This is a genomic window from Methylocystis sp. SB2 (genome assembly GCF_049817085.1).
GTDB lineage: Bacteria > Pseudomonadota > Alphaproteobacteria > Rhizobiales > Beijerinckiaceae > Methylocystis > Methylocystis rosea.
In genome coordinates, this window is sequence record NZ_CP187401.1 from 1,836,968 (window position 1) to 1,850,923 (window position 13,956).

11 protein-coding genes are annotated in these 13,956 nt (G+C 65.1%); 2 read left to right on the forward strand and 9 right to left on the reverse strand.

What is annotated here, in order from left to right:
* Nucleotides 1-143 precede the first annotated feature (143 nt).
* Nucleotides 144-1,232, reverse strand: coding sequence for a hypothetical protein (locus ACPS74_RS08995; protein WP_239753749.1), 1,089 nt, complete (start codon nt 1,230-1,232; stop codon nt 144-146).
* 313 nt (nt 1,233-1,545) lie between these two features.
* Between ACPS74_RS08995 and ACPS74_RS09000 the strand changes: the two genes are divergently transcribed.
* Nucleotides 1,546-2,802, forward strand: a complete 1,257-nt coding sequence (locus tag ACPS74_RS09000; protein WP_029651479.1) for a cytochrome-c peroxidase — start codon at nt 1,546-1,548, stop codon at nt 2,800-2,802.
* A gap of 48 nt (nt 2,803-2,850) precedes the next feature.
* Here the strand turns inward: ACPS74_RS09000 and murI are convergent, their stop codons facing one another.
* The 8 genes from murI to rimP all read right to left on the reverse strand — a co-directional run bounded on the left by murI (nt 2,851) and on the right by rimP (nt 11,247).
* Nucleotides 2,851-3,672 (reverse strand): glutamate racemase, encoded by an 822-nt coding sequence (gene murI / locus ACPS74_RS09005; RefSeq protein WP_029651478.1) that lies wholly within the window; start codon nt 3,670-3,672, stop codon nt 2,851-2,853.
* 100 nt (nt 3,673-3,772) lie between these two features.
* Entirely contained in the window at nt 3,773-3,979 is a 207-nt protein-coding gene (locus ACPS74_RS09010; protein ID WP_029651477.1) for a hypothetical protein, read from the reverse strand.
* 113 nt (nt 3,980-4,092) lie between these two features.
* Entirely contained in the window at nt 4,093-4,995 is a 903-nt protein-coding gene (gene truB, locus ACPS74_RS09015) for a tRNA pseudouridine(55) synthase TruB (RefSeq protein WP_029651476.1), read from the reverse strand.
* Nucleotides 4,992-5,375 carry a 30S ribosome-binding factor RbfA gene (gene rbfA, locus ACPS74_RS09020; RefSeq protein WP_029651475.1) on the reverse strand — a complete coding sequence of 128 codons (384 nt, stop codon included), beginning with the start codon at nt 5,373-5,375 and terminating at the stop codon, nt 4,992-4,994. The genes truB and rbfA overlap by 4 nt, the downstream gene beginning before the upstream one ends.
* A 192-nt stretch (nt 5,376-5,567) precedes the next feature.
* A complete protein-coding gene (gene infB / locus ACPS74_RS09025; RefSeq protein WP_425622371.1) occupies nt 5,568-8,186 on the reverse strand; it encodes a translation initiation factor IF-2 in 2,619 nt (872 codons plus the stop codon).
* 37 nt (nt 8,187-8,223) lie between these two features.
* Entirely contained in the window at nt 8,224-8,877 is a 654-nt protein-coding gene (locus tag ACPS74_RS09030; RefSeq protein ID WP_239753746.1) for an RNA-binding protein, read from the reverse strand.
* A gap of 16 nt (nt 8,878-8,893) precedes the next feature.
* A complete protein-coding gene (gene nusA, locus ACPS74_RS09035; protein ID WP_029651099.1) occupies nt 8,894-10,489 on the reverse strand; it encodes a transcription termination factor NusA in 1,596 nt (531 codons plus the stop codon).
* 2 nt (nt 10,490-10,491) lie between these two features.
* Complete coding sequence (gene rimP, locus ACPS74_RS09040) at nt 10,492-11,247, reverse strand: ribosome maturation factor RimP (RefSeq protein WP_029651100.1); 756 nt, start codon at nt 11,245-11,247, stop codon at nt 10,492-10,494.
* Between the two features lie 652 nt (nt 11,248-11,899).
* Between rimP and ACPS74_RS09045 the strand changes: the two genes are divergently transcribed.
* A complete protein-coding gene (locus ACPS74_RS09045) occupies nt 11,900-13,801 on the forward strand; it encodes a glycosyltransferase family 2 protein (RefSeq protein WP_029651101.1) in 1,902 nt (633 codons plus the stop codon).
* The last annotated feature ends 155 nt before the right edge of the window (nt 13,802-13,956 follow it).

Here is a 13,956-nt window from a genome sequence, read left to right on the forward strand (position 1 = left end):
AGGATCGTCGAGACGGACGCGCCCGCCCAGTCCTGGATAAAGTCACAGGCTATGGCGTTTGGCAAAGGCCACTGCTGATCCATTCGCCAAAAGAAAAACGCCGGCGCGCTCGCGCCGGCGTTTCGAATGGAGCCGTTCTCAGGTCAGCGTACGAGGCCGCCGATGGCCGATCCGACCGAGTTCACCGAGCGCTTGACGAAGCCGAAAGGTCCGTCGCTCGCGGGCGGCGGAGGTGGAGGCGGCGCGACCGGCGCCGGCTCAGGCGCCGCGACGGCCACCGGCGCCTCGGCGGCTGGTTTGGGTCGGCTGGCCACCGGCTTCGCCGGCTTCTTCTGCTTCACGACCTTTGCGCGCGGCGCGGGCTTTGGCGTTTCAACCGTTTGGTCGGCGGCGGCCGGCGGCGCTGAAACCGGCGCGGCGGGCGCAGCCGCTTGCGGCGGCGTCAGCGCCGCGGCTTTGGGCGGAACCGCCGTCGGCGGCGATGTCCGCGCAGGGGCCGCCGGCGCCGTGGCCGTCATGGGCGTCGTCGCCCTCATGGGCGTTGGCGCCGTCGCCGTCGTGGGCAGCGGCGCCGTGGGCAGTGGCGCGAGTTGCGGCGCAGCGGCGGCGCCGGTGGGAACAGGAATGGTCGCGCCAAGCGGCGCAGCCGCCGGATTGGTCGGCATCATCGCCGCGCCTGCCGACGGCGCTGGCTCCGACTGGAGGTCCGCGCCAGACGCGGGTTCGGCGGCAGGCGCCTTGGCGCTTTCCTCAAGCGCGGCCGCTTTGGCGGTCTCATCATCCGTCGGCGCGGCGTCCTGCGGTTGCGGCGGGGCGCTGCCGAGAACGGGTTCAGCGGCTTCCGGAGCGGCCAAAGGCGGCGCCGTGGCCAGCGCCGGATCCTCGCCGGGCCCGACCGCGCTCCACGGCCCCAAGACCCAGGTCAGGGCCGCCAGTCCGGCGATGACCACCGCGGCCGCCGCGAAGAACAAGGCCCGACGGCCGCCTTCACGTTCGTCCTCCGGTTCGTCGTAGAATTCTTCGTCGGTCGCATGGACCGCGCTCCAAGCTTCCTCCGCGCGCGGCGCTTGAGGAGAAGGACCCGGATTGATCGCTGCATTCGTTGGCGGGCGCTCGAAGCCCTGAGCCGGCGCAGCAGTTGGCTCGGGGGCGTGGCCGAGGTCGCGGCGCAGCAGCTCTTTAAACTCGGCAAATTCAGCCATCAGCTCCTTATCGTCGCCGATATCCATCATGCCTGAACCCTTTCATTGCGCGCGCCAAGGACTCCGCGATGAGTCGCGCGCGGTCGCACCATCCGCGTCCAGACAAACGTTAAAATGTGGCTGTACTGCGCCAGGTTGCTTTCAGGAGATTAAATCTGGTTAATTTCAGTGTGTTGGATGTAAGTTGACGGCGCAGCTTGCTGCTGCGCGCGCGGCATGCAGTGTAAATTTGCGGCCTTGCTGGAAGATATCCAAATTAACGAAATTGACCTTTGCGCCGCTCGATTCCTAAAGTTTCGGAAGGCGCGGAGAAACGCGCTTTCTTCTCCAACGGGCTGCTCAAGTGACCCTTTCCTGTCTACGCAAGGCGCGCCAAGCCGCGCTTTGCGCCGTCTTCGCAGTGCTCGGCTCCCCGCTCTACGCGCAGCCTGCGCCACCTCGCGCCGCCGCGGCGGACGAACGCGGCCTGACGGCGCTGGAACTCCTCGGCAAGCGCGTGTTCGAAGACGCGAGCCTGTCGCGTCCGGCGGGGGTCTCCTGCGCCTCCTGCCATGACGCCGCGACGGCCTTTCAAGGCAATAATGGTTCGAGCGTCCCGTCCGTGGCGCGGGGCTCGCTGCCGACGTCTCTGGGCAAGCGCAACACGCCGTCGATCATGTATGCGTCCTTCGCGCCGCCTTTCGAATTCATCGACGATAAGGACGAAGAAACCGGCAAGGTCGAAAAAATTCCGGCTGGCGGACAGTTTTTCGATGGCCGCGCACACGATCTCCTCGCCCAGGTCGAAGGTCCGATGCTCGATCCGCTCGAGATGAACGCGCCGTCGAAGCGCTTCGTGGTCCAGACGGTGCAGGGCGGCGCCTACGCCGACCTTGTCCGCCAGGTCTATGGCGACAAAGTTTTCGCCGATCCGGACGCCGCCTTCGTGAAGCTCGCGCAAGCGGTCGTCGCTTTCGAGGCGAGCGCGCGCTTTCATCCCTTCGCCTCCAAATTTGACGATTATCTGCGCGGGCAAGCGCCGTTGACGGCCCTGGAGAAGAAAGGCTTCGAACTCTTTAAGGACCCCAAGAAGGGCAATTGCCTCGCCTGTCACGCCGGCAAGGAAGATTCGCGCAATCCTCAGGACTGGCTCTTCACCGACTTCACCTATGACGCGCTCGGTGGTCCACGGAATAAAGCGATTCCGAGCGCGGCGAAGGCTGATTCAGCTCCCGATCTCGGCCTGTGCGCGCGAGCAGGACTCGCTGAAGTAGCTCCCGCGGGCTTCAAGGTCGAGAGCGTCTGCGGCGCCTTCAAAGTGCCGACCTTGCGCAACATCGCCGTCACCGGCCCCTATCTGCACAATGGCGTCTTCGACAGACTGCGCGACGTCGTCGCCTTTTACGCGACGCGCGACACCGATCCCGGCCGCTGGTATCCCAAAGACCGGCGCGGCAAGCCGGAAAAATATGACGACCTGCCGGCGTCCGCACATGAAAACGTCAACGTCGACGAGGTTCCCTACGACCGCAAGCCGGGGGAAAAGCCGCGGCTGTCCGAAAAAGACATCGACGCCATCGTCGCGTTTCTCGAAACATTGACGGATCGGAACAAGCCATAACGCCTTCTGGAACATTGGCGCTTTGGCGAAACGCGACCACGCCCCGCACTAGGCGGTAGGGACAACAGCGGTCCACGCAAGGCCGTAGCGCGCGAGCGCTGCGACGAGCGGCGACGGGGGACGGGCGCCGCTCGTGAAGATGATGCGACGGGAGACCGGCTGGCGTCCCGGCGCATCCGCGCCGAAGCGCTCGCCAAGCAATTGATCCGCGCGCCGCGCGATCGCCGGCGCGGGGTCGATCCACTCGACCGGCCAGGGCGCAAGTCGTTTGAACTCGTCGACCAGCAGCGGATAATGCGTGCAGGCGAGAACGATGGCGTCCGTGCGTCTGTCGCCTTCTGCGTTGAAGCAGGGAGCAATCTCCGCGCCGATGTCGGCGTCTCTCACGCCTTCCCCATGCATGTAGCTCTCAGCGAGACTCGCCAAACGTTTCGAGCCGACGAGAGTCACCATGCAATGCGCAGCGAATTGCGCGATCAGGTTTTGCGTATAGTCGCGCGCCACCGTGCCCTGCGTGCCGAGCACGGAAATCATCTTTGACTTGGTGCGCTCCGCCGCCGGCTTGATCGCCGGCACCGTGCCGACGAAAGGCAAGGCGGGCCAATGCACGCGCAAATAGGGCAGAACGATCGTCGAAGCGGTGTTGCAGGCGATGACCACGATGTCCGGCGCGTGCTCGGCGATCAGCCGCTCCATGAGTTCCATCACGCGTTCGACGAGCTCCGGCTCCTTCCAGGACCCATAAGGAAAGCCGGCGTCATCCGCGCAATACACATAATCCCCGTGCGGGCGCAGCTTGACGGTCTCGGCGAAGACCGTGAGGCCGCCAAGGCCTGAGTCGAAGATGAGGAGTTTGGGCGGACGGGTCATGTGCGGCGAATCTCGAAGCCAATAGGACAAGCTTCCCGTGACAAGATCAACTGCCGGTCGGTCTAGGACAATATTTGACGGGTTGTTTAACCCGTCGAGATTAGGCATCCTGCGAGATGTAAAACACCCTCTGGCCCGCGCTGGCGGCACTTCTGAAGAAAACACGAGGCAGGCGCGTCGCATCACAGGCCGAGCGGCGGAACCTGGCGTCAAACAGGCGGAGATCAATCGCGCGATCGATGATCTCATGCGCTTTCGCGAAACCACGCGAAAGGCGCCGCTGGCCGAGGTTTTGGGCGCGCGCCATCAAAACCCTAAATAGCGGCTGGCTTCGCCGTCGAATGCGCCGGTCCTCGCTGGATCGGCTTGCCGACGAATGCCCGCCGCATCGTCCGGAGGCGTCGCGATTGTCGAATAGGCTCAGAACGGGAGATTAAAAACCCGCGCCGGCGCCAGCGCGCCCTGGACGATTTCGCCGAAGGCGACCGGCACGCCGCCGCAAGCGGCGTAGACAATGCCCTCATGCGGCGCGTCGCGGCCCCGCAAAATCACCGAGCCGCCACGCCGCAGCCGCGCCGCCATGTCGCGATCGACAACGACGCAAGGCAGTTCGGCCAATCCGGCTTCTACCGACAGCAGCGCCTCTGCGGCCATGTTCTGATTTTCGATCTCGTCGAGCGTAAAGGCGTCGTCCTCGACGAAAGGCCCGACGCGGGTGCGTCTCAGCGCCGTGACATGCCCGAAACAGCCCAGAACCCGACCGAGATCGCGGGCGATCGCGCGCACATAAGCGCCCTTGCCGCATTCCATGACGAAAGTCGCGTCGTCGCGCGACGCGTCGATCAGCGTCAGCGAGCGGATCTTGACCACGCGCGGCTTCAAATCGACCAGTTCGCCCTCGCGGGCGATGTCATAGGCGCGCTCGCCGGCGATTTTAATCGCCGAGAACTGCGGCGGCGTCTGCAAGATCTCGCCGACGAACTGCGGCAGCAGAACTTCGATCGCGGCGCGCTCCGGCCGCAGAGCGCTCTCGCGCACGCCCCGACCGTCGGCGTCGTCCGTGTCGGTCTCGACGCCCCAATGCACGGTGAAACGATAGGCCTTCTCGCCGTCCTGAACGAAGGGCACGGTCTTGGTGGCTTCGCCGAAGGCGACCGGAAGAATGCCGGACGCGAGCGGATCGAGCGTGCCCGCATGGCCGGCCTTTTGGGCGTTATAGATGCGCTTGAGGCGCGACACCGCCTGCGTGGACGTCAGGCCGACAGGCTTATCCAGCGCCAACCAGCCGTCCACGACGACTCGGTCCGATTTTTTTTTGCTCATTCCTCAACGCCATCCTCTTTGGCGTCGTCGCCATCGGCGAGATCGCGCTTCACACGGTCGGAACTGAGCAGCGCGTCGATGCGCGACACATTGTCGAATGTGTCGTCGATGCGAAAGCGGATTTCGGGCGCGAACTTCAAATTCACCTCTTGCACGATCTCCCCGCGCAAAAATCGCTTGTGGCGATCCAGCGCGGCGAGCACCTCAGGCTCATCCTTGCCGCCCAGCGGAACGACGTAAATCGTCGCGAGCTTGAGATCGGGACTCATCTTCACCCTCGAAACGGTCACGACATGCTGTTCGAGCACCGGATCGGTGATTTCGCCGCGTGTGAGCAGCCGGGCGGCGGCGTGACGAACGAGTTCGCCGACGCGCAACATACGCTGCGACGGCGCCCCGGCCTGTGAGTGATGAGCTCTGGACATTTTGGACCCGGTAATTGCAGTCGTCTCACGCCCGCGCCTGTGGGCATCCCGCGCATGAAGCGTAATGAATGAAGGTAGCGCGGCTCAGCGCGACGAGGATGGCCGGGACGCGCCCGGCCATGACGTTTCGCGGCGGCGCAGCGCCGCCTACAGCGTTCGCTTGATTTCCTCGACGCGATAGCACTCGATGACGTCGCCGGCGCGCATGTCCTGGTAGTTCTCGAAAGCCATGCCGCATTCCTGTCCAGCGGCGACTTCCTTGACCTCGTCCTTGAAGCGCTTGAGCGTCGAGAGCTTGCCCTCATGCACGACGACATTGTCGCGGATGAGCCGCACATTGGCGCCGCGCTCGACATTGCCATCCGTCACGCGGCAGCCAGCGACCTTGCCGACCTTCGAAATATCGAAGACCTCGAGGATCGTTGCATTGCCGAGAAGGGTTTCACGCAGCGTCGGCGCCAGCAGGCCGGACATCGCGCCCTTCACGTCATCCACGAGATTGTAGATGATGTTGTAGTAGCGAATCTCGATGCCGGCGCGTTCCGCCGCGTCGCGCGCCTCTTTGTGCGCGCGCACGTTGAAGCCGATGACCGCGGCGTTGGAGGCCTCGGCGAGCGAAATATCGGATTCCGAGATGCCGCCGACGCCGGCATGCACGATGCGCGCCCCGACCTCTTCGGTGCCGAGCTTTTCGAGCGCCGCGGCGATGGCTTCGACCGAGCCCTGCACGTCGCCCTTGATGACGAGGGGGAATTCCTTGCGGCCCGCCGTCTTGAGCTGGCTCATCATATCGGAAAGCGAACCGCGCGCCGAACCGCCGCGCGCGGCGATCTTGTCACGCTTCATCCGCTCGCGATATTCGGCGATCTCCCTGGCGCGGGCTTCCGACTCGACGACAGCCACGCGGTCGCCGGCTTCCGGCGTGCCGCTGAAACCCAGAATCTCGACAGGGAAACTCGGGCCGGCTTCGGGACGCGCGGCGCCCTTGTCATCGAGCAGCGCGCGCACGCGGCCCCATTGGGTTCCGGCGACGACAATGTCGCCGACGTGAAGCGTGCCGCGCTGAACCAGCATGGTCGCCACAGGCCCTCGACCCCGGTCGAGCCGCGCCTCGATGACCGTGCCTTCGGCGGCGCGATCGGCGTTGGCCTTGAGGTCAAGCACCTCGGACTGAAGCGCGATCAGCTCGAGCAGCTTGTCGAGATTGGTATGCTGCTTCGCCGAGACTTCGACTTCGAGCGTGTCGCCGCCCATGGATTCGACCTGCACTTCATACTGCAGCAGTTCGGTGCGCACCCGCTCAGGCTTGGCGTCCGGCTTGTCGATCTTGTTGATGGCGACGATCAGCGGGACATGAGCGGCGCGGGCGTGATTGATCGCCTCGATCGTCTGCGGCATGACGCCGTCGTCAGCCGCGACGACCAGCACCACAATGTCCGTGACCTTGGCGCCGCGGGCGCGCATCGCCGTAAAGGCGGCGTGGCCGGGCGTGTCGATGAAGGTGATGGCGTGACCGTTGGGGGCCGTCACCTGATAGGCGCCGATATGCTGGGTAATGCCGCCGGCTTCCCCGGAGACGACATTGGCCTGGCGAATGGCGTCGAGCAAAGACGTCTTGCCGTGGTCGACGTGGCCCATGATCGTGACGACAGGCGGACGCGCCGTGAGATCGCCGTCAATGTCGGGCGTGTCGAACAGGCCTTCCTCGACGTCGGATTCGGCGACGCGCTTGACCGTATGGCCCATCTCTTCCGCGACGAGCTGCGCCGTATCAGCATCTACGACGTCGTTGATCTTGTGCATCTCGCCCTGCTTCATCAGCAGGCGGATGACGTCGACCGCGCGCTCCGACATGCGGTTCGCGAGTTCCTGAATGGTGATCGTCTCGGGAAGGATCACCTCACGCAGAACTTTTTCCTTCTGCTCCACCTGGCCGCGGAACAACCGCTGCTGGCGGCGCTTGAAGGAGGCGACGGAGCGCGTGCGCTCTTCGTCGGTTCCGGCCGTGGCGGTGGAGACCGTCAGCCGGCCGCGATCTTTCATGGCCCCGCCGCGAGAGGGGGTCGGGCGCGGCGGCGCGGGCGGCGTGAAGCCGCCGATGGTGCGCACGGGCGGTCGTCGCACCGTGGCTTCGCCCTCTGTGCGAATGGGCGCCCGGGCGCCGGCCGGACCAGGCGCGGCGGCCCCGACGGGACTGCGCGGCGCTGCAACGCCGGCGGCGTCACCGGGTAGCCGGCGACGCGCTTCTTCCTCGGACTTGCGTTTCGATTCGGCTTCGCGCGCGAGACGCTCTTCTTCCTCGCGCTTGCGCGCGTCGGCGGCGGCGCGCTCAGCGTGCTCGCGCTCCTCGCGTTCGTTGCGCGCCTTGGCGTCGATTTCAGCGCGGCGGCGATCGTCCTCTTCGCGCGATTTCGCATCGACCAGCGCGCGGGCGCGCGCCTCGCGCTCCTCATCGGTCAATGCGCGCAGCACGACGCCCGAGCCGGAGCGCGGCGCAGGCGCCGAACGCTGGGTCTCGGATTTCGGCGCGGCCTTCGGCGGCGGCGCCGGCGGCTCCGCAATCGGGGCCGTCGCGCCGGCCGGCTTCGCCGGTTCGACATGTCCGGGCGCGCGGCGCTTCACCTTCTCGACCACGACCACTTTCGAGCGGCCATGGGAGAAGCTCTGACGGACCATGCCATGCTCGACCGGTCGCTGCTTTAAGTGCAACGTCTTCGACGGCGCGACGGTCAGAGTTTTGTCGCCGCTGTTCTCGCCTTCGCTCATCCAGTTCCCAATCCTGGGTCGCTACGACCCGTTAACTTCAGTCTGCGCAGCCGTTCGGCTTCGCCTCGTTTTCGTCGCCCGCCGCCGTCGCGCCGTCGATGCATACGCCCCGATAGGCGGCGAGTCGACGGCATCGCCCGATGAAAGCCGTCGTCGGACCGCTCCCGGCGAGGGCAGCATGTATCACATTTGTGCGGCCCAACGCCAAATCCAATTGCAGCGATGAAAATAAGCCGATGACGGGGGTCGTCGACCCGGCGCGCCGGGCCGCTTGGGCAAGCTTGCGCTTGCCGTCTTCGCCGCCGTCGCGGGCTTCGATCAGCGCGCGGACAGAACCTTGCGCGAGGGCGTCGGCGACCTTGCCGAAGCCTGCCACAACGGCGCCCGCCTTATTGGCCAGCGACAGCATCTGCAGACAATCAGCTTCGAGCAATCGGTCGACGTCCTCGGCCAATTGCGGCGCGGCGTCGATCTGTGTCTTCAGCGCGCGCGCAAACAGACGCTTTTGCGCCGCCTGCGCAACGACGTCGGCGCGCGCCGTCACCCAGACGCCGCGGCCCGGAAGCCGCGCCTTGATGTCGGGCGCAAGCGCGCCGTCCGGCCCGCGCACAAAGCGGATCATCGCCTCGGGCGCGCCGCTCTGGCGCGTCACGATGCAGGTCCTCTCCGAAACATGCGGCTCGCGCGTCATGCCCTCGATCAATCCGCTATTCGCCTTCCGCCTGAGCTTCAGCCTCGACCTCGGCCGGCGCCACCGGCTCCTCGATCCAGCCCACGCGCACCCGCGCGAACATGATCATCGCCTCAGCCTCTTCACGCGACAGGTCAATGCCCTCGAAATAGCCCTCGTGCTTGACCGTCTCGCCATCCTTCTTCTCGCTCCAGCCGACGAGGTCGTCCGGCACGCAGCCGGCGAAATCCTCCATCGTCTTCACGTCGTTTTCGCCGAGCTTCACCATCATCGCGGTCGTCAGGCCCTCGATCTCGCGCAGGTCGTCGGCGACGCCCAGCGCCTTGCGGCGCTCTTCGTTCTCCGCCTCGATGCGCTCCAGATAGTTCTTGGCGCGGTTCTGGATTTCGGCGGCGGTATCCTCGTCGAAGCCCTCGATCGTCGCGAGTTCGGGAAGTTCCACATAGGCGAGCTCCTCGACCGAGCGGAAGCCCTCGGACGCCAGCAGCCGCCCGACGACCTCGTCGACGTCGATGGCGTTCATGAACGACTTCGTGCGCTCGACGAATTCCCTCTGCCGGCGCTCCGACTCTTCAGCCTCAGTGAGAATGTCGATGTCCCAGCCCGTCAGCTGTGAGGCGAGACGCACATTCTGGCCGCGCCGGCCGATCGCGAGCGAAAGCTGATCGTCAGGCACCACGACCTCGATGCGTGAACTGTCCTCGTCGAGGACGACCTTGACCACTTCCGCCGGCTGCAGCGCATTGACGATGAAGGTCGCGGCGTCCGCGGACCAGGGAATGATGTCGATGCGCTCGCCCTGCAGCTCGCCGACGACCGCCTGAACGCGGGAGCCGCGCATGCCGACGCAGGCGCCGACCGGATCGATCGAGGAATCGCGCGACACCACGGCGATCTTGGCGCGCGAACCCGGATCGCGGGCGACCGACTTCACCTCGATGACGCCGTCATAGATCTCCGGCACTTCCTGCTTGAACAGCTTCGCCATGAATTGCGGATGGGTGCGCGAGAGGAAGATCTGCGGGCCCCGCTGCTCGCGGCGCACATCGTAGACATAGGCGCGGGCGCGATCGCCCGGGCGGAACATTTCGCGCGGGATCATCTCGTCGCGGCGGATAATGGCTTCGCCGCGGCCAAGGTCGATGACGACATTGCCGTATTCGACGCGCTTGACCACCCCGTTGACGATTTCGCCGATGCGATCCTTGTATTCTTCATACTGGCGGTCGCGCTCGGCCTCGCGCACTTTCTGCACGATGATCTGCTTTGCAGACTGCGCGGCGATGCGGCCGAAGTCGAAAGGCGGCAGCGTCTCCGAGATCCAGTCGCCGGACTGCGCCGCCGGATTGCGCTTGCGCGCTTCGGCGAGCGAAATCTGCGTCGAGTCGTTTTCGACCTCGTCGACGACAAGCAGCAGCCGCGAGAAGCGAACTTCGCCCGTCTTGGAATTGATCTCGGCGCGCACCTCGGTTTCCTGGCCGTAGCGCGAGCGCGCCGCCTTCTGCAACGCGTCCTCCATCGACGCGATGACGATCGAACGGTCGATCGACTTTTCCCGCGCGACGGCTTCGGCGATCTGCAAAATCTCAAGTCGGTTGGCGCTGACGGCCATTGTTAGTCTCCCCTCGAACGGCCGGAGGGCTTTGGTTTGCCGCCGGCCTTCTTGAACTGGGTTTGCACGCCGGCCGGAGCCAGCGGTTTTTGCTTCTGTTGCGCGGGACCGCGAAAGCGTCCCGGTCCACGGCGCGGACGCTCCTCCGCGTCCGCCTCCTCCTGCGTCTCTTCAGTCTGTTGGAGCTTTCCGGCCCGCAGCGACTCGCGAATGAGCGACTCGGTCAGCACCAGCCGGCCTTCGTCGAGATCGGCGAGCGGCAGCGACACGGCTTTTTCTTCATCCGAGCGCGCGTCGGTGCGCTCCAGCGCGAGCGTCGCGCCTTGTCCCTCGCCTTCGACGCCGCTAATGACGCCGCGAAAACGCTTGCGTCCGCTCGCCACGGGATGGGTCAGTTCGATCTTCACCTCATGGCCGATGGCGCGGTGAAAATCCGACAGACGCACCAGCGGCCGATCGACGCCTGGAGAAGAAATCTCTAGTCGATATTCACTGGCGATGAGATCGGCGACGTCGAGTTCGGGCGACAGCGCCTGGCTCGCCGCCTCGCAATCATTAACGGTCATCGTTCCGTCCGGACGCTCCGCCATGATCTGCAGAATGGGGCCGTTCTGCTGCAAGAGCCGCACGCGCACGAGTCGGTAGCCCAACTGCCCCAGCACCGGCTCTACAAGATGCGCGACGCGCGCGGCGACGCCGGTCTCACTGATGAGACGCGGTTCGTCAAAGGTCGTGCTGGCGGCGGCGTTTTGCGTCAAGCGCTGTCCTTGAAGCTCTCGAACGATCAAAGCAAAAAGAGCGGGTCCCCGGAGGGCCCCACTCTCAATCGGCGATCATCCGAGAATGATCGTTATGAGATGAAGTTCGGCCCTATATGGCAGGGGAACGGCGAAAAATCAAGAAATCTTGAAACCAGTCGCTCAGCCGATCGTCGCCACTCAACGGAGGTCAGAATCCGAGCCGCGACGTCAATTCTCCCGTTCGGTCTATGAATTCGTTCTTTACCGCTGCTTTTACTAGGAATCCGCAGACAAATCCAGAAGATGCGAGACCCTGCCCTGCGGCATTCCAACAATTGGCGTCGCGTCCCGTTTCGGCTACACCAATCGCCGCACGCAGATGCGTAAAAACCCGCGCATTGCGGCTCTGAATTCACATCCAATTTTGCGAGAATCGCACGAAAGCGCGCGTGTTGACCTCGCGGCGATGCGCCCATAGTTTCCCGCCGGGTCTGACGTAATTCTTTTGTTCCGGTCGTTCGGGCGCGGCCGCCAAATGCGACATTGTGGAGATTATTATCGAAGCGCGTTCGTTTTCCGACGCTGGAATCGTCGTCGACTCTCATGCTTTGCGCGCTTGCGCCACAGGGGGGCGCTGAATTTGCCGCCGTCAGACGCTGCGAGCGAGTCCATGTCTCTGGAGCCCGCGCGCGACGTTCGGCGCGAGCAAGACGGCTTATTTGCGCTGTCGCAGGAGCCGTGGCTGCGCTTTTGCGGCGTGAAGGGATTTCCGCCTGGGGGATTCATCGAACTTCGCTATGCGGCGAGCTTTTATGACGCGCCGGTGCGGCCGATCCTGCGATTTTGGATTGGCGAGGAATTCAAAGAGCACATTCTGCCATCGCCTTGCGAAGGCGTTGGGCTTTGGATCGGGCGCGTTCCGCGCGAGACGACCGCGGTCTGGATCAGCCCGACCAATCGTTCCGGGGCCTTCAGCTTCCGCATAGTGGGCGCGCGGCCGCTGGGCCGCGTCGAGGCGCTGCGCAAAGCATCCGCGGCGCCCAAGCGTCTGTTCTTCGCCCTGTCGGCCGATATGGTCGGACTGACGCAGGAAGCGGAGATCAACTGGCGCTGGGCGCTCGGCGCCGCGCCGATGTCGACGTACCCGTCCTGGCGCGCCGCGCGGACGCGCGGGAGCGATCCTCGCATAGACCGGCCTCGGACCGACTGGGCAAAAGCGCCGAGAGTGGTCGCGCTGGTCGACACCCGCGGCGCGTCGCCGCGCGACATCGAAACGACGCGCGCGAGCGTCGTAGATCAGACCTATCCGCATTGCGCGTTCATCACAACGACCGACGCGGCGCAGCTCGACGCTCGCGATCTCGTGCTGCCGCTCATCGCCGGAGATCGTCTGGCGCCCGACGCCTGCGCCTGCTTTGTCGAACATTTCGCCCGCCATCCGCAGCACGCCATCGCCTATGCGGATGAAACCGTCGGCGAAGGCGACGCCTTGCGCCCGATCTACAAACCCGGCTGGAGCCCGACGCTTCATCGTTTTGAAAATTATGTCGGCCGCGCGGCCTGCGTGCGCGCAAGCCTCCTGGCGGCTGAATCCGACTGGATCGAAGCCGGCCCCGACGCACTGATCGACGGGCTGCTGTCACGCGCGGGAAACAACGACGTCGGCGCGGTGCGCCAGCCATTGTTCCGCCTTGCGCGGGCGGCGAGCGGGCGGCGAACGACGATCGACGCTGTATTCCGCGGCCCGCCCCCTGCGGCGACCATCGTCATTCCGACGCGCGACCGCATCGATCTGCTCGCGCCCTGCCTCGACAGCCTGCTGCGCAAGAGTCTCTATCCACAATTCGACGTCATTGTCGTCGACAATGACAGCGTCGAGCCGCGCACGCAGGCGCTGCTGCAGGCGCTGCAAGCGAAGGATTCTCGGCTCAAGGTCCTGCATAAGTCAGGCGCCTTCAATTTCTCCGCCCTGTGCAACGCCGGCGCGGGCGCGGGGCGCGGCGATTATCTGATTTTCCTCAACAACGACACCGAAGTGGTGACGCCGGACTGGATCGAACGGCTGCTCTTTTTTGCGTCGGCGCCGGATGTCGGCGCCGTGGGCGCGAAGCTGCTTTATCCCGGCGGCCGCGTTCAGCACGTCGGCGTCTTGCTCGGCATGGGCGGCGTCGCAGGCCATTTCGGCGCCGGCGTGACCGAAGACGATCGCGGCTGGATGCGCCGAAATGTCTTGCCGCACGACGTCTCGGCGGTGACCGGCGCCTGCATGATGATCGAACGACACAAATTCAACGCCGTCGGAGGCTTCGACGAGGTCAATCTTCCCGTCGAGTTGAACGACGTCGACTTATGCCTGCGACTCGCGGCGCGAGGCTGGCGCACGATCTGCCACACGCAGACGATTCTCATCCATCGTCAGTCGGCGAGCCGCGGCGGCGGCGCACTTCGTCTGCAGCGCGTCTACGAGACCGAGCGCCGCGCGTTTTACGAACGCTGGCGCGCCGTCATTCGTGACGATCCGCATTTCCATCCGGGGCTGTCTCTCTACGCCAATAGCGAAGCTTTACCGTGATGTTGCCCGCTTGCGCCGGGGCCCCGACCCGCTTAATTTGCGGCGCGGGAAAACTGTCTGCTCCGCCCGAATGATAGGGCCGCCAGGGACCGACGCCGCGTCAACGCGCTCAGGCGATTCAGCCTCAGTTAACATGCGTAGCGCATGAACAGGTC